Raw genomic sequence first — 23,144 nt, 5'->3', positions numbered from 1 at the left:
GTCTGGCAATAGAACCGCCTATGGCCACAAAAAACGCGCTTGTCCCGATCCCGCAACCGCCCGGCAAACCGCTGATTGGCAACGCCATGACGGTGGATGCGGGCCGCATGATCCAGTCACTGATGGAGCTGGCCGAGGAATACGGCCCGATCTACCAGCTCGACATGATGGGCACGCCCCTGATCATGGTGTCGGGGGCCGATCTGGTGGCCGAGGTGTGCGACGAGAAGCGCTTCGACAAGACCGTACGCGGCCCGCTGAAGCGCCTGCGGCTGATTGCCGGAGACGGGCTGTTCACCGGCGATACCAGCGACCCGAATTGGTCGAAGGCGCACAATATCCTGCTGCCCTCCTTCAGTCAGAAAGCGATGGGCGCTTACCTGCCGATGATGATCGACATTGCCGACCAGCTGATGCTGAAATGGGAACGGCTGAACGGCGACGATGTGATTGACGTCCCCAAGGACATGATCCGCCTGACGCTCGACACCATCGGCGTGTGCGGCTTCGGCTACCGGTTCAACTCTTTCTACCGCGAGGATTTCCACCCCTTCATCGAGGCATTGAACCGCACACTGGGCACCACGCTGAAAATGCGCGGGTTGCCGGGCGAGAAACTGTTCAAGGGCGACCAGATCGCTCAGCTGCAGAAAGATGCGGCCTATATGAACAATCTGGTCGACGAGATCATTGCCGAGCGGCGGCATCAGGGCGGTGACGGACCGGAAGACCTGCTCGATTTCATGCTTTCCGGGCGCGATGCGGTGACGGGCGAGCGGCTGTCCGATGAAAACATCCGCTACCAGATCAACACATTCCTGATTGCCGGACACGAGACGACCTCTGGCCTGCTGTCCTTCACGATATACTATCTGCTCAAGAACCGCGATGTCCTGAAGAAGGCCTATGCCGAAGTGGACGCCGTGCTAGGCCGCAATATCGACCGCGCGCCGACGCTCTCACAGCTGGGCCGCCTGCCCTATATCCGCGCGATCCTGTCGGAATCCCTGCGGCTCTGGCCCACCGCCCCGGCGCTGGGTCTGGCCCCGTATGAGGACGAGGTGATCGGCGGCAAATACGCCATTCCCAAGGGCACCTTCACCACGGTGGTTCTGCCTGCGCTCCACCGCGACAAATCGGTGTGGGGCGATGATCCCGAAGCTTTCAACCCGGACCATTTCTCGCCCGAAGCAGAGGCCGCGCGCAATCCGGCGGGCTACAAGCCCTTCGGCAACGGCCAGCGCGCCTGCATCGGGCGGCAGTTTGCATTGCAGGAATCCATTCTGGTGCTGGGCATGATCCTGCAGCGCTTCGACCTGTTCGATCACACCGACTACCATCTCGACATCAAGGAAACGCTGTCGATCAAGCCGGACGAGTTCTTCATCCGGGCCAAGCTGCGAAAAGACGTCGAACGAGGTGGAGCGGCCCCGGCTGACATTGCCGAGGATACAGCGCCAGCCGCAGCGCCAATACCCAGCCATGGCACCCCGCTACTGGTGCTGTACGGTTCCAATCTTGGGTCGAGCGAGAGCTTCGCCCGAGAACTAGCCCAAAAGGGCGAATTCAACGGGTTCGACGTGACGATGGCCCATCTCGACTCATACGCCGGCAAGCTGCCCGGCGAAGGCGCGGTGGCCATCGCCTGCTCCTCCTATAACGGCATGCCGCCAGATAATGCCGCGCGCTTCTTCGACTGGCTGGAACAGGCCGATCCAGCATCGACGACCCTCCATGGCGTGCGCTATCTCATGCTCGGCTGCGGCAACAGCGATTGGGCCGCCACATTCCAGGCCGTGCCGCGCCGCATCGATGCCAAGCTGGCGGCGCTGGGGGCGCAGCGCCTTGTCGAGACACAGGAGCTCGACGCGCGCGGCGATGTCGATACGCAATTCCACGACTGGCTGGACGCGCTGATTCCGCAATTGGGCGATGCCTTCGATCTCGATCTCGCTCGCGATGACGGCGCGATTGCCGAGCCGCTGTATTCGGTCCAGATCACCGAAAGCGTCACGGCCAACGCAGTGGCAGAACGGGTCGGCGCGCGCGAAGTCTCCGTCATCAGCTCGCGCGAGCTGAAGGATGTTGCTCAGGATGAAGGCCGCTCCACCCGCCATATCGAAGTCGCCTTGCCCGAGGGGATGACTTATCAGCCCGGCGATCACCTGTGCGTTGTGCCGGTAAATGACGATGCGGTGGTCGACCGTCTTCTCAAGCGCTTCAAGCTGGACCGCGACACCTATGTGCGGATTGAATCCCGCAGCGATATGCGCGGCCCCTTCCCCAGCGGCAGCACATTCTCGGTCCAAAATCTGGCCCAGACAGCGGGCGAATTGCAGGCCGTCGCCACCCGCCGCGATATCGCCACCCTTGCCCGCCATTCGGAATGCCCCAATTCGCGCAGCGCGCTCGAGGCTCTGGCCAGGCCCGCCGAAGATGGCGCGGAAGATCTCTATGCGACAGAGGTTTTAGCGAAGCGGAAATCGGTGCTCGATCTGCTGGAAGAATTCGCCGCCTGCGATCTGCCGCTGGCGGTTTTTCTGGAGCTCATTCCGTTTCTCAGCCCGCGCTATTACTCGATCTCGTCCTCTCCCGAACATGCTCCGGGCCAATGCTCGATCACGGTGGGCGTGGTCAGAGGGCCGGCGCTGTCGGGCAAGGGCGAGTTCAAGGGCACATGCAGCACCTATTTGGCAGGATTGGAGGATGGAGCCCGTTTCCACGCTACCATCCGCCAGCCGACTGCCGATTTCCGCCTGCCCGAGGCCCCCAAGACCCCGATCATCATGGTTGGCCCCGGCACCGGCATCGCCCCGTTCCGGGGGTTCCTGCAGCAACGCGATCACCAGCAGCAGGGCGGTGCACAGCTGGGCGCGGCGCTGCTGTTCTTCGGCTGCCGCCACCCCGATCACGACTATCTCTACCGCGAAGAACTGGAAGATTACGACCGGCGCGGGATCGCCGCCGTCCATGCTGCTTTCTCGCGCCACGAGGGCACGCGCACCTATGTGCAGGACCTGATCGCGCGCGAGGCGGACACGGTGTGGTCGCTGATCGAAGCCGGCGCGCGCATTTATGTCTGTGGTGACGGCGCACGCATGGAACCCGATGTGCGCCGCGCGCTTATGGCGATCTATGCCGCGAAGTCAGGTGCCAATGCGACAGACGCTGCCCAATGGATCGACACGATGATCGTAGAAGAGCGCTATTTGCTGGATGTCTGGGTTGGGTGACCGTTCGCGGGCTGGCGATCAGGTCTCCTTGAAGAACTCCGACATCGCTTTTGCCGACTGTTCGGGGTGACTGTGGACCAGCGCCTGTCCGGCGGCGGGCACAATTTCGGTTGTTATGTGTTGGTGGCGCGCCGCCATGGCCTCGACAATATCGGGCGGAAACACCGGATCCTCGGCACCGGCCAGAATGTGCAGCCTGGATCCGATCCGGGGCAGAAGATCGTCGATAGGATGGCCGATCAGCTGCAAATCGCGCACGAATGTCTTGTGATCCTGCGCTGTCAGCATCAGCACCGTCGCCATCAACAGCGAGAATACACGCGGGTCCGAAATAGCCGCAAGATCGCGGGGCGAGTGCTCGTAAAGCCGCGAGAGCATGAATTCCGGCCCCTTGGCCCGCACGGCCCGCGCTCCGATCCGTGCGGCAATATCGCACAGCATCGGATTGCTGCTGGCCAGACTGAGAAGTATTCGCTGACGCGGGGGCATATGGCGGCGAAGCTCGGGTGTATGGGCCGAAACGCAGCCGCCCAGATTGAGCATGCCGCGCACCCGGCCCGGATGATCGGCAGCCGTCTGCAAGGCCGGGACAAGGCCGCTGACCAGCGAAACAACCGGCACGCTGGCCAATTGCAGATGATCGAGCAACGCGGCCACCGCAGCGGAGGCATCGCTCACCGCATCGCCTCCTGCCCTGAATGTGGTGTTGCCGAATCCGGGGCGATGGATGGCAAACAGCTGGATATTGTCGGCTTCCAGCCGGGACTGGATTTCATCGCGTAGGATGTAGCCTGTAAACGGGCCGTGGATCAGCAGAGCGGGCCTGCCCCCCTCACGCCCCATCCAGCTGAATGCAATACGCCCTTGTCCAGGCACCTCGAACTGCCTCTCTCGCCCCAGCGGGTCCTGCCATTGGCTGGGCGCGCCGCCTTCGCCGGGCTGACGAGCGCAAAGCGAGGAGATCAGCCGCACCAGCTCCACCTGTCCGCTGGTCCCCGTCTTGGCGTAGATCTCGCGCAATTGGGTGCGGACAGTGCGGATACTGGTGCCGCGCTCGCGCGATATGCGAGCGACATCGGCGGTTTCGAACAAGGCGCGGGCAATCAGCGTTTCGGCCTCGCTCAGCGCGAATTGCGATTGCAGGAGCGTGCTGACCCGCTCGTCCCAGCCGATGCCGATGGCGCGCATCACGATCAGAGTGGGGCGCCCCAATTCGGACTGCGTCAGATACCCCGCCGCCACCGCGCTGCGCCCGCCGGGCAAGGTGACGGGCAGAAGACAATGATATTCCCGTTGCCCCTCGCGGCATGCGGCCGTCAGCCGGGCGAATTCGGGGCGGGCTTCCTCGCGCAGGATATCGCGGTCGAAATGCCCGCCCACCAGCGCGCCGAAAACCGTGCTGCCCGCCGAATTGGCAGCGACGATGGCGTGGTCCTCGCTCATCACCAAGGCAGGCCCGGTCGCATGATTGATCGCAAAAAAAGCGCCCGATGCGTTTTCCGGATCGGGAGCGCCGGACACGGCAGCTCTCAGCCCTTCCGACTGCAGCGAGAACCCGCGTGCAGCCGCCTCGCGCCGACTGGGCGCAAGCGCGTGCCATCGCTCGATCAGTTCATCGAAACCGTCGCTGTCGTAAATCCCGCGATAGGCTGCCGCGACCAGTTCCAGTGTGGCGGCATCCAGCACCCCGTCCCGCTCACTTGCATCAGCCACCCGGCATCGCCCCACCTGCCATTGCCTACAATCGGCACCCTATACGCCATCTGACGTATGACAAGGTCGAACCACGAAAATACGTGGAGCAGCAACGGCTTATCGGGACGCGAGCCGAAACCAGAGAGACGTGGAAGCAAACCGGCAAAACGGTGCTGCACGTCGAAATCCGATCACAAGGGAAATCTGACCATGACCAAGATGAATTCGATCAGCCTGCTCGCGACCTGTGCGGGAGGTGTTTTGGCAATTGCCTTGCTCGCTACGCCGGAGGCGGCGAAAGCGGAAGACTGTTTGTTGGACCGCGACAATGACGGTGTTGTCGATGCGGGCACCGACAATGACGGCGGTGCCAATTCTGGGAATGACGATGACGCCCTGGCCTGCGGTGTAAGCGCTAACGCCGCAGCAGACGCGACGGCGATAGGCCATTTCGCGCAAGCCAATGGCGTAGGCTCCACCTCGATAAGCAAGGACTCGCGTGCCTTTGTCGAAAATGCCGTCGCGGTTGGATATCGATCTTATGCAAATAATGCAGCTATTGGCGGAAATCTTGGCAGCAGCGGTACGGCGTCGCCAACTGCGATTGGCTATCGGGCATTTGCCAACGGGCCTGGCGCCACAGCATTGGGTGATCAGGCCCAGGCGGGCACGCTGGACCCAGTTACTGGCGTGACCGCAATCGGCGCGTTTTCGGTCGCCAGCGGCCTGAACGCGACCGGCATCGGATATCAGGCAATAGCGAGCGGCGACGCAGCGACAGCGCTCGGCGAAAACACCCAGGCGACGGGCTTCGAAAGCACCGCCCTTGGAGAGGATTCAATAGCGAGCGCCACCGGCGCTGTCTCGGTGGGCAGCGGGGCATCCGCCACGGCCATAGCCAGTATTGCCATCGGCGGCGAGGAGGATCCTGTGAACGGTGCATCAGCGTCTGGCATCGGCGCGATCGCGCTGGGGACTGGCTCTGTTGCGAGTGATAATTTTGCCATTGCGCACGGTTATGAAGCATCAAGCAGTGGCAATTCCGCCATCGGGATCGGGTATCAGGTGGGGGCGAGCGGCAGCGCTTCAGTAGCAATCGGTGCGGCCGTGACCGAGATTGGTGGACTTGCGCAAACGGCTGCCACTGGTGATTTCGCTGTCGCTGTCGGTTCTACAGCACAGGCTTCACAGCTCTATACCCTCGCTGTTGGATATGGCGCGGATGCTATCGCATCGTCGTCAACCGCAATCGGCGCGTTCAGCCAAGCTTCCGGCAGCTTCTCGATCGCGATCGGCCGAGGGAGTGCGAGTACAGCGGCGGATTCGATTGCCGCCGGAAGAAGCGCAAGTGCCAGCGGTGAGGACGCGCTTGCAATCGGCACCATGGCCAATGCAGCGAATTTTGGCGCTGTAGCTGTGGGGCAAGAAGCGACCGCCTTGGAAAGTGCAACCGTTGCCATCGGCAGGGACACGGGCGCCGAAACCTTCGCCGCAATTGCCATCGGCAATCTGTCAAATGCGAGCCACAGTGCGCCGATCAATCTTAATAGCAGTTCGCTGTCGGATCCCTCTCCGGTCGCGATTGGCAACAGTGCAAAAGCTTTTGGTGACGGTAACGTCGCAATCGGCCACAATGCGAAGGCCCATGATCCCGATGTTTACGCTGTCGATACTCCTGATGGCCTGACGGCAATTGGTAGCTATGCCACGGCGAGCGACGACTTTGCGACAGCGCTTGGTGACCGTTCTTTATCGTCAGGCTTTGCGAGCACTGCGCTGGGCAGCTCGTCCAGAGCAACGGCCGAACGAGCAATTGCGATTGGTCCGGGAGCTAACGCATCAGAGCTCAAATCGATTGCTGTCGGGGATCTCTCTGCGGCGACCGGCGCCAATGCAGTCGCGCTCGGTGCATCCTCACAGGCAACAGCGGAAAATTCGCTTGCGCTTGGGCAGGCATCCGGAGCTCTTCAAGCCAATGCGATTGCCATTGGCAATTCTTCTCAGGCCCTTATGGCCAATTCCGTCGCTCTGGGCCAAGAAGCAACATCGGACGGCGCCGAAGCCATTTCGATTGGCAACGGCGCTTCCGCGACCGGCTATGGCGCCATCTCGATCGGCGGCTCCGATGTCGTCTTCGGCGCGCCGACGCCGACAATCGCTAACGGAACGGGAGCGACCTCGCTCGGATTCGATGCCAACGCGCAAGGATTGCAAGCGACAGCCATTGGCGCGGACGCAACCGTGCTGGCTGATCGGGGCACAGCCCTGGGTGGACTCGCCATTGCCGGCGGCCAGTTCGCCACCGCGACGGGCTATGCCGCCAGCGCGAGCGGCGCGGACGCTTCGGCTTTCGGTCGCAGCGCGAACGCCTCGGGGAGCTCGGCGACTGCGGTCGGGACGGCGTCCCAGGCCAGCGCATCAAACTCCAGCGCCTTCGGCCGCGATTCCACCGCGTCGGATTTCTTCGCTACGGCGATCGGCTTCAACGCGCTCGCCGATGCGACGGCGGCAACGGCTCTGGGACAGGGCACCGTCGCATCGGGTGTGCGCGCCACCGCACTCGGAGCTGGCGCGGATGCAACCGGGCTTGAATCGGTCGCACTGGGCAATTCCGCCTCGGCCGGCGCAGAGTCGGCGATCGCAATCGGCGACGCTGCGTCGGCTGGGTTTACCGATACCGTGGCAATCGGTCGCGGTGCCCGCAGCACCGCACTGAACGCGACCGCTGTCGGCTCCGGCGCGCAGGCTTCGGCCCAGGGCACGGTAGCGATAGGCAATGACAGCAGCGCCAGCGATTTCGGAGCGGTAGCCTTGGGCGAAGACGCCAATGCAGCCGGATCGCTCTCGGTCGCCATCGGAGACAGCGCAGCGACCACCGGACAGGGCGGCGTGGCGCTTGGTTTTCAATCAGCAAGCCTCAATTTCGGAGTCGCCATCGGCTCAAGCAGCAACGCGGCAGCCAACAATGTGGCGATTGGCCGTGCGAGCGACGCGAGCAGCACAGCCACTGTTGCCTTCGGCGACTCAAGTCAGGCATCCGCTCTTGGAGCAGTCGCTCTCGGCACCGACAGCCAAGCCAGCGGTCAGCTCTCGGCCGCCATCGGCGCTGGCTCTTTCGCCACGGAGGCTGAAACCGTATCGTTTGGGCGCGCCTTCAATGATGGCGGCACTCCGGGAGATACCAGCGACGATGTCCCCGGCCTCACCCGCCGTCTGGTCTATGTGGCGGACGGTCAGGATGCGACCGATGCGGTGAATGTCGGCCAGCTAAGCGCCGCAATTGCCGGGATCACGCCGGGCACACCCTATGTGGCTGTGAACAGCATGGCCGCCCCCGCAATGGCAACTGGCGTTGATGCCAGCGCGCTTGGTCCGCGTTCGGTTGCATCCGGCGCGGAAGCCACAGCGGCAGGTTTCAGGGCCGAGGCTACCGCAACCAGCGCCAGCGCTTTTGGCCGCGCGGCCAAGGCACTCGGTCAGAACACGACAGCGGTCGGCAGCGGCGCGAGCGCAAGCGGCGGCGGGGCGAGCGCCTTCGGTCTTGGAGCCAACGCCAGCGCCAACCGTTCCACTGCGGTCGGAAGGCTCGCAAGCGCCACCCGCGCCGATGCCACGGCGGTCGGTCACCAGGCCGCCGCCACCGGCATTGGCGGTACCGCAATCGGCAATGGCGCAGCGGCTGGATTCACCGATTCCACCGCCATCGGCGCGGGTGCCAGCACCACAGCCAATAATCAGGTGGCGCTGGGCGGCACCGGCTCCTCCGTCGTTATCGCCGATATCGATGCAAGTACTGCCGCACAGGTGGGACCGGTCGATGTTGTCACGATTGATGCGAGTGGAACGTTGGGGCGTCAGGCGGCGGCCAGCACCAGCCAGCTGCGCAGCGTCGCAAGCTCGGTCGATCACATCGCGGCTATCACCGATGCACAGTTCACCGGCCTCTCGAACAGCGTCGGCGCACTGGAAGGGCGGGTCAGCACACTGTTTGACCTGACCGACACGATCGACCGCGATGCCCAGCGCGGCATCGCATCCATCGCCGCTGCAGCCAGCCCCCACTTCCCCAGCGAGGAGGGCAAAACCAGCTATGCCAGCAATGTGGCGACCTACCGCGGCGAAGTCGGCTTCTCCGCCGGTGTGATGCACCGTCTTGGCGGGGATTTCGCCATTACCGCAGGCGTCAGCTATGCCGGCGGCAACAGCACCGCAGTGCGCGCAGGCGTCGCCGGCGAGTTCTGACCCGCGGCGAAAGGCGCGGCCGGGGCCAACCTCGCAGGCCCCGGCCCGCCTCTACAGCGACACCCTGACAAGTCGCAGCCCGTGGAAAACGACAAGCGCGACTGGTGTAAAGGAGCAGTGGTGCCGCTTGCTGGGCTCGAACCAGTGATCCCATCAATGCGAACCAACGCAAGTTATCCGAAAAGCATACATATTATCAAACATCTAGACGCATGGATCGAACGTCAGGGTCAAAAACCCATTGATCATCAAAACCCGCTAACTGTCTGGATTCAGCGTCTTCCTACTGAAATCAGTTTGGGAGGATCAGACGGCAATAACGATACCATTCCGGACCCGTTGCACGTCGCTTCGACATCCATCATCTCCTGCCGCAAACACAGAGCGGGCTCTGAGCCATCGACCTAGTCCCATTCATCACATTACATGCAGCGAGACGTCTTAGTTCTGGCCCAAAAATCGATCATGGCCAAACAGATTGGTAACTGAAAGGCGTCATTTTCTACGACGCATTAATCCAAACTTTCCCTTTCATATGGCAACCACAGGCTAATACTTGTGCCATTGCCGACTGAACTGTCGTGCTCGAGCACACCGCGCAAAGCCGCGGCGCGGGCTTGGATGTTTGCCAGGCCCTTCCCGCGCGGCACCGTGCCCGGATGCATCCCCACACCATCATCGATTACATGGGCCACAATCCCGTTGATATCGCCCCGCACCATTTCCTTGCAGCCAATGCGCAGCACCTTTGCTTTGGAATGCGCGACCGCGTTGCTGATCGCTTCCTGAAAGATTCTGAGCACGTGGAGGGCATTGGTTGCATCGAGCCATGGCAGAGTGCCGCAGACTTCGACTTCCCATTTGCATTCGATCCCGGCCGCTTTCAAATCGCCCGCCATCCGGTGCCTGAGATTGCCAATTAGAGCGACAATATCGCCCTCCACCGGCTCAAGCGAATCCACCGTCAGTTTCAGATCGTTGAGCGCGTTTGACAGGACTTTCACCGTGCTGCGGGGCATGTCCTGCTGCCGTGCGACAGCCAGTGCAGTCACCAGGTTCGAGCCGATCCCGTCATGCATCTCCTGCATCAAGCGGCCATGCTCGGTCGCGATGGCCTGCTCCACTCGCAATTGCTGGCGCGCCTCCTCGCTTTCTGCCAGTTCCGCCCTTGTCTCCGCGACCCGCGCCTCGAGCACGGAGTTGGCGTTCTCAGCGCTGGAAAACGCATCCAGAGCGCGCTTGCCGAAGGAGAGCAGAAACGCGAACGTGTACAGAAACGGCATGAACACGCTGAGGTAAATCGCGCCGCCGGACCCGCCATACTGATAAGCTGCGTAGATATCGATGACGGCAAATACCGGGGTCGCGGCCATCGCCAATCCCAATGCGCCGTATTCCAGATTGCGGTTGCGCCACAAACTGGCGAGCCCGACGATCGCCATGGCAACGCTCAGCAGAAACGACCATAAATAGAAGACCGTCCAATCCAGCCCGAATATCTTCTGGATGACGGTGATCGACAGAGCGATGAAGAAAAAGCTGGTCACGATTTTGCGAACATGGCGGGCGCGAATGAAGTAGAAATAGAACGCCAGCGTTGACCATGATCCATACAGGGAAGCATTCTCGGAAATATCGGAGAAAAGCTGTAGATCGAACGGCACGTCTTCCGCAAAGAAGTGATAATATCGTGCGAACCAAAAGAAGGTCGAAAGCGCGAGGAACAGCAGCTCAGTTTCTTGCCTGCGCCGGGTCCAGAACAGAAGCACCAGCACGCCAAGCAACAGCATCGCGTAATTGGCGATCTGCGGCGCGGTAATGCGCCAGAAATACTGCGTGTTAAAATAGGACTGAACCGCAATACTCTGCCCGATCATCACGCGCCCGACCCCCACCGACCCTTGCGAGACCGTGCGGATTTCAACCGTGTTCATCCCGTCCCGGAAGACTTCGGGGGCCAGAGCGATGAAATACGGACGGTTCCACGAAAGCTTCTTGTCGCTCACATCAGCGAAGTTGCGGTACACCTCGGCATTGTTGATCAGGACAATAAACTGGTCGCGTGTGCTGATGGTGTAGAGCGCGAGGGGGCCATCAGGCAGAGTGTCACGCTCGATCCGGAAGCGCCCGGTTACCGCGTGGAAGGCCCCAAACTCCCAGCCTTCCCAATTGATCTGGTAGATTTTCGGGCTCGCGGCCCGTTCGAAATCGCTGGTTGGCGGAATCTTGCTGCTGGCCAAGCTGTATTCACCGTGAGTGAACTCGAGGATTTTGCCGTCGCTATGATTGATGGCGGCAATAGGACTTGGCCCAGCGATGGCAGGGGTACCGATCAGCAACAAACACAGGATCAGAAACCGGATCACATGATTGCCCCTCATCCGCCTTAGCGGGACAGAAGCCCTTGCGAGGATGCTTCGAACAACGCTTCTGCCCGGCTGTTAACTTCCAGCTTGCGATAAATGTTCTTGATGTGTGTGGCGACGGTATTGCCTGAAATACTTAGCAGGTCCGCGCATTCCGCGTTGGAAAAGCCCCGGGCTATCGTGTTGAGCACCTCGTATTCGCGGGCCGATAGCTGGGGGGCGTCCTGCATATTTTCGCCTCCAACCCGGTCGGCTCGCCCGCCTTTCGCAGACACGTTGCCCGACGCAGCCGGTGCCTGCCTGATCTGCCCGAGCAATTGGCGCGCGATGATGGGGCTAATGGGAGAGCCGCCTTCGCGGATGTTGCGGATGGCTTCGATGCATTCCTCGATCCTTTCATCCTTCAGCAGATATCCGCGAGCGCCTGCCTGAATGGCGCCGAGCACTTTATTCTGGCTGGCGAACACTGTGATCACAAGTATATCGGTGTCGCGTTCGCATGCGACTTCACGGCGGATCACGTCGACGCCGCTGCCATCCGGAAGTCCCAGATCGCACAGCATCACATCATAGCCACCCGCTGCAATCAGGTCTGTTGCCTCAGCCACGTTAGCGGCCTGTGCGACAACGCGCATGTCGGGACATGCGTCGATGCTTTCTGCCAGAACCGATCGCAGCACCGGATCATCTTCAACAATCGCGACACGAATCATGGCGGCGGCCTTCCCCTCGCTCCGATTGCAAGTCGCATATTGGCGGGCGCAGAGCCATCACCTGATCTGGTGATAGTGCGGCGGCCGAAAATTGTTAGACAGGATCACGCAGTTGGGGAGTGGTTATGTCCGTAGAACAAACAAGCGCACAAACGATCTTGGGCAAGGTATCGGGTCAAAAGCCGATCAAAAGGCGCTTGATGGCAGCGGCTCTTGCCAGCGCGATGGGATTGGGTGCCGCGCCGATCATGGAGGCACCGGCCTTCGCGCAAAACGAAGTGCAGCGCATGAATCAGCTGGCGCGCCCTCATGGTGCAGCCGGCGGCACCTATGTGGTTCAGGCGGTTCCCCCGGATGCGGACATCATCGGCTTGCGAGTCTATGCCGATGAAAACTCCCAGAACAGGCGCATATTTGGCATCAAACTGCGGTATCAGAACCCCTTTGATGGCTCGTCCGCGTGGACACCCACAATGGGGTCGGCAGAAGGTAAAGCATTCGACTTTGCTCCGCGTGCCGGAGAGCGAGTGAACCGGTTAACGGTATGGACCCGTCGCAATGGCGCTCTTGCCGGCATCCATCTGGGTACCAACCTCAATGCCTACGGGGTCTTCTCCAGAACATATGACGGTAAACGCACCATCGATGTTGGCCGCGACCGCGAATTCGGCGGCCTGACGGCGCGTACGGACGGCCGGTTTGTGCTGGCTCTGGGCATGATCGCATTCGATCCGGCGGACCCTTGGGCCAACCGCGCATGGGCCAGCAGCCCTCCGTTCGAGTATCGTGGACGCGGCCCCGGCCGTGGCGGGGCTGATCCGCGTGCTCCATGGGAATCCGAACCGCGGCAGGTGGGCGGAACGGGCCCGCGCGGCGGCAGTAACGACGCGGGTGAGGGGTTCCCCCGCCAGGCGCAAAACACCCCGCCACGCAGCCCGGCGGCCAAGCCGCCGGTTAGCAAACCCGCTCCGGGCAAGCCTGTCGCTGACAGCACGCCGCCGTCCAAACCCGTCCATTCATTGGAGTATGGGCAATCGGTTGACACCAAAGAGCTGACCAGAATTTCCAATCGCTGGAAACCGGATCAGCGGGTCGATGTGGCAGTGACTGATGAGCGGAACAAAGTGATCAGCAATGCCGCGCCTGACGGATATTGGGGCGCGCAATGGGCAGTCGAGGGGGACTCGTTTGCATCCTTCCGCTTGCGGAACCGCTGGACCGGCAAATATCTGATCAACAAAGAAGGCCGGGGACCACTGGTCCTCGGCGATTCCGAACCCAGTTCAAAGCGCGATCTTTGGGCTCTGGAACAGGTCAGCGGAGACTATTTCCACATCACCAGCCTGTATAGCGGGGCGAAGCTGCATATTCAGGATGGCGCTCTGGAAGCGGGCCCCGTGCAAGACAATTGGTGGTCCGCACAGTGGCTTTTCAAAAATCTGGAAGGCGTCACCCTTCCGGGAACTCAGCTTGGGATCAAGCGGAGCGGCGCACCCGCGACTGCGCCCGCAACTCCGCCTGCCACTGCGCCCACCACTCCGGCGGATCTGAAGCTGGTCATCTCCCAACAGGGCGCATTCCTTGCGCATATGAAGGTGACCTTCAAGGAGCCCGGGAAGCTATGGGGAGTCGCGCTGAATGAGAGGAATGTGCCGATCAATCAGAAGCGCACGCTGACAATTCCCTACGCGGCGCGCGATAATATCAAGGTGCAAACGACCGCTGTCGGACTGACGCGAACCTTCGATCTGATTAACAAAACCATCACACTCGATGATGGGGCCTGTATTTTACTCACCGGTTCGATCGTTACGCGTGAGGGCAAGCAAACAAGTCTCGATCAATGTTGAACCAGACGGCTTCGCACGAGGAAACGCCTCAGTTGGCGGTGTCTATTGATCAGAATTAAGTCCGGAGTATGCGCAATGATTCTCACCAGAAATCGGATCAGAATTGGCCGAGCGCCCCGGTCGATTGCCGCCATCCTTGGTGCAATGATGGCGATGCTATTGACCGCTACGCCCGCCTATTCTCAGGATGCCGGTGATCGTCGGTTCGACGAATACACTTGGCTCACCACCCACAATTCCTACGCGAATTACGAGGATGCGCGGTGGAGCCACGTGATGCAATCGCACTCCATTGTGCGACAATTGGACAATGGTGTGCGAGGCCTCATGCTAGATGCGCACTGGTTTGCCGGCAGCGGAGATGCTCTCTGCGCAATCAGCTTGGGAACCGACTGCTATGGCCCCGGCGTCTATATGTGCCATGGTAGCTGCTCCGGTGGAGCAGGCTTCAGTTATGCCCTGCCGCGCCGAACATTGACGGAGACTCTCAACGAAATTGGGCAGTGGCTGCAGGAAAATCCCACCGAAATTGTTACCATCTTTCTCGAAGATCGAACGAGCGACGGGCAACTCATCAATCCAATCGTTATGGCCGACAAAGCGCTCCCCCTGATTTTCGATCCTGAGTCGGATGATTGGTATGTCCAAGCAAGGGGTTGGCCGCCGCTCCTATGGATGCGGCAGAACAACAAACGGTTGGTCATCTTTACCAGCGAATATCAGAACAGAAGCTTCTTGGCCCGCGCACGCAATGATTACGCCGTCGAAAACACCTTCGACCTTGGCGCGCTGGGTCAGGATATCGCCTGCGAGAGCCGCAATAACGTGCCCCTCGACAAAACCGAAGCAAACTGGAATCGATTGTTCATCATGAACCATTTTCGCCGGACACCGACCCCGGCAGGAGCAGCCATCGACAACCAGTTCGACAAATTGAATTCACGCGTGTTTGACAAGTGCCTTTCCGCCGCTGGAAAGTTGCCGAACTATGTTGCAGTGGATTATTACGAACTTGGCGATGCAAAGCTGGTCGTGGACCACATGAACCGCACACGGCAATTGCCATAGGCATTGATTGAATACCCTGTCGGCGATTTCTCTATCTGCCCCAATCGCGTGATGTCGCGAACGAGCAATTAGGCATCGACAGTTGGGAAACCGATCCAAGGCTTCGTTTAACCTCTGGGCTGAGGGTGCCTTGGAGATATTGGGGCTAGACCGAATGGCTGCAAAGTGGGTCGAGCCCTAACTTCCTACCGAAGGAACCCACACAGGACCCAACCGCGCGACCAGCCGAACGGCCTTTCCGCTTAGTCTGCTGTGTTTTCCTACCGAAAGCAGTGGTGCCGCTTACTGGACTCGAACCAGTGACCCCATCATTACGAATGATGTGCTCTACCACCTGAGCTAAAGCGGCGCTCACAGGCGGGAGTGGTGTTCCGCCCTATGTGTTTCGCCTCTCTGCTCTGGAGCAGAAGAGGCTGGAGGCCCGAGCCGGAATCGAACCGGCGTACACGGATTTGCAATCCGCTGCGTCACCACTCCGCCATCGGGCCAACCGGCTTCAGACAACGGAAAATCCGCATGTCTGTGTATCGGAAGGCGGCCCACTAGCGCGTCCCTGCGCCGAGCGCAATCCGCCTTATGCCATCACTTGTTACTGGCCACCGCCATGCTAGGGCATCGGCCATGTCGATTAAAGCATTGCTGGCCCCGATCGGGGCGGAAAAGGGGCGGATTACTCTGCCAGCGGATGAATGGCTGCAGGGTCGCACGCTGTATGGCGGAGCGAGCGCGCTGGTCGCTTATACCGCTGCGGTGCGTGCCCTGCCTGATCTTCCCCCGCTGCGCTCCGGCCAGATCGCGTTCGTGGCGCCTGTCGGGGACAAGGTGGAACCGAAGGTCGAGGTGGTCCGCCGTGGGCGGAACGTGGCGCAGGTGCGGTGCGATTTGCTGGTCGGCGGGGTCACCGCGCTAACGGCATTCTTCCTGTTCGGGACAGCCCGTGATCCCAACGCGCAGCATCCGGCAGCCGATGTCAAACCGTGGCCCGGCGCGCCCGAAGACAATGACGATGCGACGACCGAAAAGGGCCCGGCATTCATCCGCAACAATTTCGAGATCCGGCGGGCACAAAAGGTTCAGGGCAAGGGTGATCCGGTTGTCCGTCGCTGGATCCGCCTGAAGGAGCGCGATACGCTCGATCCGACTTCCACCCTCGTGCTTGTCGGCGATACGCTGCCGCCGGGCGCGATGCGCGCGATGGAGCGGCAGGGCCCGATCAGCTCGATCAACTGGAGCTTCAACATTCTCGACCCGCAGGCCACCACGCGGGACGGCTGGTGGCTGGCCGAAACCGCCAGCGATCACGCCGATTTCGGCTATTCGAGCGAACAGCTCCGATTGTGGGATGCAGAGGGCCGCCTGGTTATGGTCGGCCAGCAATGCGTGGCTCTTTTTGGTTAGACTGCGCTGACGGGCAAACCGCTAGGCCGCATCTTCGTATTGGGCCTTGCGTTTGGTCATTCCAGCCATCACCGCTTCGATCTGGTTCGGGGTGCGCATGATTGCTTCCTGCTCCACGCTTTCGCGCATCAGCATTTCTTCCCCGGTCTCGTCATGCATGGCGTTGGACAGGCGCTTGGCCGCGCGGATTGCATGGGGGTTGCGGTCGGCAATGGTGTCGGCAATTTCCATCGCCTTCGCCAGCGGATCGTCCGAGACATGCGTCGCAAGCCCAAACCCTTGGGCTTCTTCACCGGAAAACTGCCGGTTGGTGTAAACCAGCTCGCGCAAAACATCGTCGCGCACCAGGCCGCGCCACAATTGGTAGCCGCCCATATCGGGGACCAGACCCCATTTCAGTTCCATGATTGCCATGCGCGCATCGGGTGCGGCCACGCGGATATCCGCGCCGCTGGCGATTTGCATACCGCCGCCGAAGCAAACGCCGTGGATCGCGGCAATGACCGGCACCGGCAATTTCCGCCAAGCGGTCGCGACCTGCTGGAAGGTGTTCGAATCGCCATGCGTACGCTCTGTCAGTGCAGGCTTGTCGGGGTCAGGCTCTGCCCCGAAAGTGGAGGTATCGAGGCCGGCGCAAAATGATGGGCCATCGCCTGACAGCACGACGACGCGCACACCCTTGGCCGTTTCCAGAGCTTCTGCGGCCTCGATGATTGCGGTGAACATCAGCGGGTCCAGCGCATTCATCTTTTCCGGCCGGGTCAGCCGGACATGGGCCACCCCGCTATCGCTCAGCTGGATCGATACGCGCTCGCTCGTTGGGAATGTCATGCTGGTCCTCTTGTGTTTCTGCATCCGTTTCGCGCAGCAGAACATGGCTGTCCAGCCCGGATTTGGCAGTATGGACCTTCGCTTGTGTCCCGGAAACTCGCTCAGCCTGCAGCTCGGCCTCAATTGGGCCAATGCTCCGATCGGGGACATCAATGCGGTATCCCCCCTGATCATCGGTGACCACCAGACCCGCATGGCCATGGTCCCCCAGCTTGGCCCGCAAGCGATAGACATGGACTTCCAGACTGTTGGTTTCCGGCACATGTTCAAGACGCCAGACATCCCGCAGCAGAGTTTTTCTGCTCACCGTGCTTCCCCGCGCTTCGCCCAACCGCCAGAGCAGTTCAAACTCGCGGGGATGCAGGGCCAGCCACCCCGAAGGAGCGCGTGCATCACGGTGAAACAAATCGAGGACGAGCGGCCCGATCCGGAACTCACGCGGCAAGAATGCCTGCCGCTCGCTCACAGATATCCGCCGGCGCGCATGCTGAAGCCGCGCTCCGTCGTGAAAATGAAGTGGTCGACCAGTTCAATCTCGACATCGCGGAACAACGTAACCAAGCGGCGCGTGGTCTGGATATCGGCTTCGCTGGGACGGCAGATGCCTGACAGGTGGTTGTGCGCCAGAACGATGCCGTGGGCACCGCTCGCAAACGCCTCCTGCAGCAGCCACCGCGCACGCACCGTTACCTCGCCCAGTCCCCCGGTCACAACGGTGCGATCATGCAGATATCGCATATCGGCCCCGAGAAAGACGGCGTGGAGCCGTTCTTCGCTCAGCCCGGCGAATATCCCATGCAAATAGCGAACAGCACCGCCGGCTGCCGGTCTCGGATTGCCCACAAACATGCCGGTCCGGCGGAGCTGACCGTCGCCGCCATGCTCACGGTCCGATGGAAAGGCTTGCAGAGCTCTCATTGGGGAAACAGCGATGGTCCCGTTGGCGGCGGCCCACGCCATTCGCGGTAAGGCCCGATCCGGCGGTGGCGCGAATGGTGCCGCCACAATCCGCCGGCCAGCACCAGAATGGCGAAATAGAACGGCATGACGTAGAGCAGATAGTAAGACAGGCTGGTCATGGCTGGTACGGTCGCACGGACGAGGTGCGCGGTGACCGACACCAGCTGCGCGGATGCAAGAACCATCGGATAAAAGCGATTCGCCTGCAGCGCGATGGCGGTGAAGGAAATCAGCGCGGCTGTGTCGAGAAAGGCATGCCACGGGTCGACCCGGTCGAGCGGATAATAGGGGCCGAAGCCCAGATGATAGATATCATCGAGGACCATCAGCAGGAACAGCGTGGCCGCGGTCGCTTTTTCCGGCCCGGCACCGCGCCAAAATGCAAAAGCCGCGAGCGCCCAGACCGATAGCTGCAGAATGTCCTGCAAGTTCTCGATCAGGGCGCGTGTGGATTCCATGTTTGTTTCCGTCAGGCGGTCAGGCGAACCGTTTCCGGTTCGGCCGCAGGCAAGGCGGTCACCGGCGTTTCAGGCATATCGTCATCGCCCATATATTCCCGCGCAACCAGATTCAGTTCCTCGTGCAGGCGCAGCAGATTGGTCGACATGGCAAAGGCCTGCTGCTCGGCCTGATTGAGCCGCATGATGGCGCGCTGGCCGGCGGATACCCCCACGGCAGGGTTCTGGCGTGCGGTCAGCAGCGCCTGTTTCAGCTTCGCGCAGGCCAGCATCGCTTCATCTGTCACGGCTTCGGCCTCGCGGACCTGCTTGCGGATCAAAATTGCATCGGCAGAAATACGATTGGACATTGTGGCAAACCCCTGTCCAGCCGCGTGCGCTCGCCTACGGCTGTGATTGCGTGGCGGGGGCGGTAACCTCCTGCCCCCCCGAAGCAGTGGCTACGGAGAGTGCCGCCGTCACCACCAGAACAACCAACACGATAAACGCGAGAGCCAGTCCAATGATGACGGCAAGGCGATAGAGGACAGCATGATCACCATCGAGCACCCCGGGGACTACCCGGGGGCCGTGCTTCGCTTCCCATGGCGCCTCGATCGCAAGTGGCGCCACATCAGCTAACACGAACTCCCCGGGTGCGACCCGGTCTTCTTTGTGCTGCGTGGAAGACGAAGGCGGCACTACAGAATTGCTGGATGCAGGTTTTCTGTAGTCTGTATGCCCATTATTTTCAGAGGCTTGCTCACGGTAGGCCTGCACCAATTCATCCAGACCCTGCACCCCGAATGCATCTTTGAGCGCACGGATATGCTGGTTCACCCGGCTTTCCGAGATGTTCAATTCGTGCGCAATCCGTTTGATCGGCATGCGCTGATCGATCAGAACCAGCACATCGCGCTGCCGGTCCGTCAGCTTGTCCGAACCGGGGGAAGGCATATTTAGGCTCCATCTTTGACCAGTTTTAACAGTAAACGCTGCGGTGATATTTTCAAACCAACGGACAGGCGCGGTCAAAGTGCCGGAAAATCTCCCGCCGCCTAATTGACGCCTTTGGATGTTAGGTACCGTTTCACGTTGCGGGCCGCCTGCCTGAGCCTTTGTTCGTTCTCGACCATGGCAATGCGGACAAATCCTTCACCTTCTTCGCCATAGCCGACACCCGGGGCGACCGCGACGTCGGCTTCGGTCAGCAATTCCTTGGAAAATTCGAGACTGCCCATATGCGCCAACGCCGCTGGCAAGGGCGCCCATGCGAACATGGAGGCCGGGGGTGCAGGAATGCTCCACCCTGCCCTGCCGAAAGCCTCCACCATCACATCGCGGCGTTTGTGGTAAATCAGGCGGTTTTCCTCGACCACATCCTGCGGCCCGTTGAGCGCGGCGCAGGCGGCGGCCTGAATCGGCGTGAAGGCCCCGTAATCGACATAGGATTTGACCCGCGTCATCGCGCCGATCAGCGCCTTGTTGCCGACGGCAAAGCCCATCCGCCATCCGGCCATGGAATAGGTCTTGGACAAAGTGGTGAATTCCACCGCCACATCCTTGGCACCCGGCACCTGCATGATCGACGGCGTCGGGTTGCCATCAAAATACAGCTCCGAATAAGCAAGGTCGGACAATATCCATACCTCGTTCTCCTTCGCCCACGCCACAAGCCGCTCGTAAAACGCCAGATCGACGACCTCTGCGGTGGGGTTGGAGGGGTAGTTGACCACCAGCACACTGGGCCGGGGCACAGTAAAGGCCATCGCGCTTTCCAATGCGCGCCAATAGTCCTCGTCCGGCGTGGTCGGAACCGCGCGGATCGTTGCGCCCGCCAGAATAAAGCCGAACTGATGGATCGGGTAAGACGGGTTGGGGGCCAGCACCACATCGCCCGGCGCGGTGATGGCCGTGGCGAGGCTGGCGAGCCCTTCTTTCGAGCCCAGCGTCACCACCACTTCTGTTTCGGGATCGATATCGACGCCGAACCGGTTGCCGTAATAATTGGCTTGTGCCCGGCGCAGGCCTGGAATGCCGCGCGACTGGGAATAACCATGGGCCGTCGGCTTCTGGGCCACTTCGCACAACTTATCGATGACATGCTGCGGCGGCGGGCGATCAGGATTGCCCATGCCGAGATCGATAATATCGCGCCCCGCCTGACGCGCCGCATGCCGCATCGCATTGACTTCTGCGATCACATAGGGCGGCAGGCGCTTCATGCGGTAAAACTGGTCGTTCATTCTCTTTTCGCGGTCCCTTGGGCAGGTGGATAGTGCTTTATGACAGGCCCCTCCTGCCTCAACCTGCTCGCAATGCAAACAGGGCATGCGTATAGGTACGCCAAGCACAGTTTCGCCGACAGGACATTTTGCGCCATGAAGAAGACCGATGCACCCTCCCCAGCAGACATGTTCGCAAAGATTTTCGATCTTCAGCGCGAGGCGGGGCAAAAGGTCATGGCTACTCTGATGCCGGCGGGTGCCGATGGACTTGCGGGCATGCCGGGGCCGAGTGCGGCCAGCCTGTCGGAGGCGATGCCGGCGGGCGATCTGGCCGAGTGGGGCAAAAACGCCGCGCAGATGCAGAAATTGTGGGCGGAATTTGCCGCCACGCAGGCGAAGCAGGCGCTGGAGCAGCAGATGGCCAATCCGCCGGATCCGATGAAGTTTGCCGGATATTTGCAGGAATTCCAGAAGAAGATGCCGCTGGCGAGCCCGGCTGATCTGCAATCTTTCTGGCAGGATGCATCGGCCCTGTGGACCGGTGTCATCAGCCAGTTTGCAACTGCCGGCACTGCCGAGGTTGATCTTCCGCGCAAGGACCGCCGCTTCAAAGACGATTTGTGGCGTACGCAGCCGGCCTATGCGCTGATCCACCAGACTTATCTGCTGATGGCTGAGCAGATGGAAGCCATGGTCGACCGGGCGGACAGTATCGATGCGGCCAAACGCAAACAGCTGAAATTTGCCACCAGAGCGCTGATCGAAGCGCTCAGCCCGGCCAATTTCGCCGCGACCAATCCGGTCGTGCTGGAACGCGCCAAGCAGACCAAGGGCGCCAGCATGGTCAAGGGTATGCAGCATCTATTGGCCGATATGAAGCGCGGCCAGCTGACCCACACCGACCCCGATGCCTTCACTTTGGGAGAGAATATCGCGACGTCGCCGGGCAAGGTCGTGCATGAAACGCCTTTATACCAGCTGATCCAATACAGCCCCTCGACCGAGGAAGTGCTGGAGATCCCGCTGATCATCTTCCCGCCATGGATCAACCGGTTCTACATTCTGGATCTGAACGAGAAGAAGAGCTTCGTGCGCTGGGCCGTGGCCCAAGGCATCACGGTGTTCATGGTCAGCTGGAAATCCGCCGATGCCAGTATGCGCAACGTTGTGTGGGACGATTACATTGCCGCCCAGATCGATGCGATCGACACTGTGCGCGAACGGCTGAAAGTGCCGCATGTCCACACGATCGGATATTGCGTGGCCGGGACGACGCTGGCGGCAACGCTGGCCATTCTCCACCGCCGCGGGGAAGAAGACAGGGTAAAGAGCTGCACCTTCTTCACCGCCCAGGTCGATTTCGACCGCGCGGGCGAGCTGCTGCATTTTGTCGACGACGGCCAATTGGCCAATGTCGATGCAATGTCGGACAAGGGCTATCTGGACGGACGCTATATGGCGGCCACGTTCAATCTGCTGCGCAGTACCGACCTGATCTGGAACTATGTGGTCAACAATTACCTGATGGGGGAGGATTACCCGGCCTTCGATCTGCTGCACTGGAACGGAGACGTCACCAACCTGCCTGCCAAATGGCACGGCGCCTATCTCCGCGATCTCTACCGCGACAACAAGCTGGTGCAGAAAGATGCTCTGGCGGCAAGCGGAACGCCAATCGACCTCTCGCTGGTCAAAACGCCAACCTATGTGCAGGCGGGCAAGGAAGACCATATCGCCCCTGCCGAGAGCGTCTGGCGGCTGCGCGAGCATTTCAGCGGGCCGATCCGCTTTATCCTCGCAGGCTCGGGCCATATTGCCGGCGTGGTCAATCCGCCAGGCAGCGGGAAATATCAGTACTGGACCAATGACGATCCCGATGTGACCACGCTCTCCGCCTTCCGCGAGGGCGCGACCGAGCATCCCGGCAGCTGGTGGCCCGATTGGGCCCAGTGGCTGCAAAACGAGGCTCCCAAAACGGTCAAGGCGACGGGAAAACGGCAGCCGGGCAAGCTGAAAAGCGACACCGTGATCGAGGACGCACCAGGCCGTTATGTCATGAGCCGCTAGGCCCGCGACGACAAATACTCTCGTAAAATCAAAGGGGTGCGACGAGGCGTGGCTGA

General features: G+C 61.0%; 16 protein-coding genes and 2 tRNA genes. 6 read left to right on the top strand and 12 right to left on the bottom strand.

The window, feature by feature from the left end; translation table 11 throughout:
- The first annotated feature begins 20 nt into the window (after window positions 1-20).
- Window positions 21-3,233, top strand: coding sequence for a bifunctional cytochrome P450/NADPH--P450 reductase (locus ACFCW2_RS08280; protein WP_379545591.1), 3,213 nt, complete (start codon window positions 21-23; stop codon window positions 3,231-3,233).
- An 18-nt stretch (window positions 3,234-3,251) separates the two neighbouring features.
- Here the strand turns inward: ACFCW2_RS08280 and ACFCW2_RS08275 are convergent, their stop codons facing one another.
- A complete protein-coding gene (locus ACFCW2_RS08275; RefSeq protein ID WP_379545590.1) occupies window positions 3,252-4,946 on the bottom strand; it encodes a hypothetical protein in 1,695 nt (564 codons plus the stop codon).
- A 192-nt stretch (window positions 4,947-5,138) separates the two neighbouring features.
- On the opposite strand from ACFCW2_RS08275, the gene ACFCW2_RS08270 reads away from it, so the two are divergent.
- The gene (locus ACFCW2_RS08270) at window positions 5,139-9,170 is read left to right on the top strand and encodes a hypothetical protein (protein ID WP_379545589.1); all 4,032 of its coding nucleotides are present in this window, start codon (window positions 5,139-5,141) and stop codon (window positions 9,168-9,170) included.
- A gap of 512 nt (window positions 9,171-9,682) precedes the next feature.
- On the opposite strand, the gene ACFCW2_RS08265 is transcribed toward ACFCW2_RS08270, so the two are convergent.
- Together ACFCW2_RS08265 and ACFCW2_RS08260 are read right to left on the bottom strand one after the other, a co-directional pair.
- Entirely contained in the window at window positions 9,683-11,536 is a 1,854-nt protein-coding gene (locus ACFCW2_RS08265) for a sensor histidine kinase (protein WP_379545587.1), read from the bottom strand.
- 20 nt (window positions 11,537-11,556) lie between these two features.
- Complete coding sequence (locus ACFCW2_RS08260) at window positions 11,557-12,249, bottom strand: response regulator (protein WP_379545585.1); 693 nt, start codon at window positions 12,247-12,249, stop codon at window positions 11,557-11,559.
- Between the two features lie 200 nt (window positions 12,250-12,449).
- On the opposite strand from ACFCW2_RS08260, the gene ACFCW2_RS08255 reads away from it, so the two are divergent.
- Together ACFCW2_RS08255 and ACFCW2_RS08250 are read left to right on the top strand one after the other, a co-directional pair.
- Window positions 12,450-14,099 carry an RICIN domain-containing protein gene (locus tag ACFCW2_RS08255; protein ID WP_379545583.1) on the top strand — a complete coding sequence of 550 codons (1,650 nt, stop codon included), beginning with the start codon at window positions 12,450-12,452 and terminating at the stop codon, window positions 14,097-14,099.
- Window positions 14,100-14,174: 75 nt separating this feature from the next.
- A complete protein-coding gene (locus tag ACFCW2_RS08250; protein WP_379545581.1) occupies window positions 14,175-15,167 on the top strand; it encodes a hypothetical protein in 993 nt (330 codons plus the stop codon).
- A 273-nt stretch (window positions 15,168-15,440) separates the two neighbouring features.
- On the opposite strand, the gene ACFCW2_RS08245 is transcribed toward ACFCW2_RS08250, so the two are convergent.
- Window positions 15,441-15,516: transfer RNA gene (locus ACFCW2_RS08245), tRNA-Thr, on the bottom strand.
- A gap of 65 nt (window positions 15,517-15,581) precedes the next feature.
- Window positions 15,582-15,655 (bottom strand) — tRNA-Cys (locus ACFCW2_RS08240).
- A 133-nt stretch (window positions 15,656-15,788) separates the two neighbouring features.
- Between ACFCW2_RS08240 and ACFCW2_RS08235 the strand changes: the two genes are divergently transcribed.
- Entirely contained in the window at window positions 15,789-16,565 is a 777-nt protein-coding gene (locus tag ACFCW2_RS08235; protein WP_379545579.1) for an acyl-CoA thioesterase, read from the top strand.
- A gap of 21 nt (window positions 16,566-16,586) precedes the next feature.
- Here the strand turns inward: ACFCW2_RS08235 and ACFCW2_RS08230 are convergent, their stop codons facing one another.
- From ACFCW2_RS08230 to ACFCW2_RS08200, 7 genes are read right to left on the bottom strand one after another with little or no spacing between them, the layout of a single operon-like run.
- Window positions 16,587-17,396, bottom strand: coding sequence for a crotonase/enoyl-CoA hydratase family protein (locus ACFCW2_RS08230; protein ID WP_379545578.1), 810 nt, complete (start codon window positions 17,394-17,396; stop codon window positions 16,587-16,589).
- Entirely contained in the window at window positions 17,350-17,862 is a 513-nt protein-coding gene (locus ACFCW2_RS08225) for a winged helix-turn-helix domain-containing protein (RefSeq protein ID WP_379545576.1), read from the bottom strand. Before ACFCW2_RS08225 ends, ACFCW2_RS08230 begins: the two co-directional genes overlap by 47 nt.
- Window positions 17,859-18,314 (bottom strand): JAB domain-containing protein, encoded by a 456-nt coding sequence (locus ACFCW2_RS08220; RefSeq protein ID WP_379545574.1) that lies wholly within the window; start codon window positions 18,312-18,314, stop codon window positions 17,859-17,861. Before ACFCW2_RS08220 ends, ACFCW2_RS08225 begins: the two co-directional genes overlap by 4 nt.
- The gene (locus ACFCW2_RS08215; RefSeq protein ID WP_379545572.1) at window positions 18,311-18,814 is read right to left on the bottom strand and encodes a hypothetical protein; all 504 of its coding nucleotides are present in this window, start codon (window positions 18,812-18,814) and stop codon (window positions 18,311-18,313) included. The genes ACFCW2_RS08220 and ACFCW2_RS08215 overlap by 4 nt, the downstream gene beginning before the upstream one ends.
- Window positions 18,815-18,825: 11 nt before the next feature.
- Window positions 18,826-19,164, bottom strand: a complete 339-nt coding sequence (locus tag ACFCW2_RS08210) for a hypothetical protein (protein WP_379545570.1) — start codon at window positions 19,162-19,164, stop codon at window positions 18,826-18,828.
- A gap of 34 nt (window positions 19,165-19,198) precedes the next feature.
- Window positions 19,199-19,828, bottom strand: coding sequence for a response regulator transcription factor (locus ACFCW2_RS08205; protein ID WP_379545568.1), 630 nt, complete (start codon window positions 19,826-19,828; stop codon window positions 19,199-19,201).
- Between the two features lie 23 nt (window positions 19,829-19,851).
- On the bottom strand, window positions 19,852-21,039 hold the full coding sequence (locus ACFCW2_RS08200; RefSeq protein WP_379545566.1) for an LL-diaminopimelate aminotransferase: 1,188 nt from the start codon (window positions 21,037-21,039) through the stop codon (window positions 19,852-19,854).
- Between the two features lie 135 nt (window positions 21,040-21,174).
- Here ACFCW2_RS08200 and ACFCW2_RS08195 point away from each other — a divergent pair, with 135 nt between their 5' ends.
- Window positions 21,175-23,088 carry a PHA/PHB synthase family protein gene (locus ACFCW2_RS08195; protein WP_379545565.1) on the top strand — a complete coding sequence of 638 codons (1,914 nt, stop codon included), beginning with the start codon at window positions 21,175-21,177 and terminating at the stop codon, window positions 23,086-23,088.
- Window positions 23,089-23,144: the final 56 nt, after the last annotated feature.

This window comes from Qipengyuania algicola (genome assembly GCF_042492175.1).
In the GTDB taxonomy this organism is placed as follows: domain Bacteria; phylum Pseudomonadota; class Alphaproteobacteria; order Sphingomonadales; family Sphingomonadaceae; genus CAJXSN01.
This window is presented reverse-complemented; position numbering and strand designations above follow the sequence as displayed.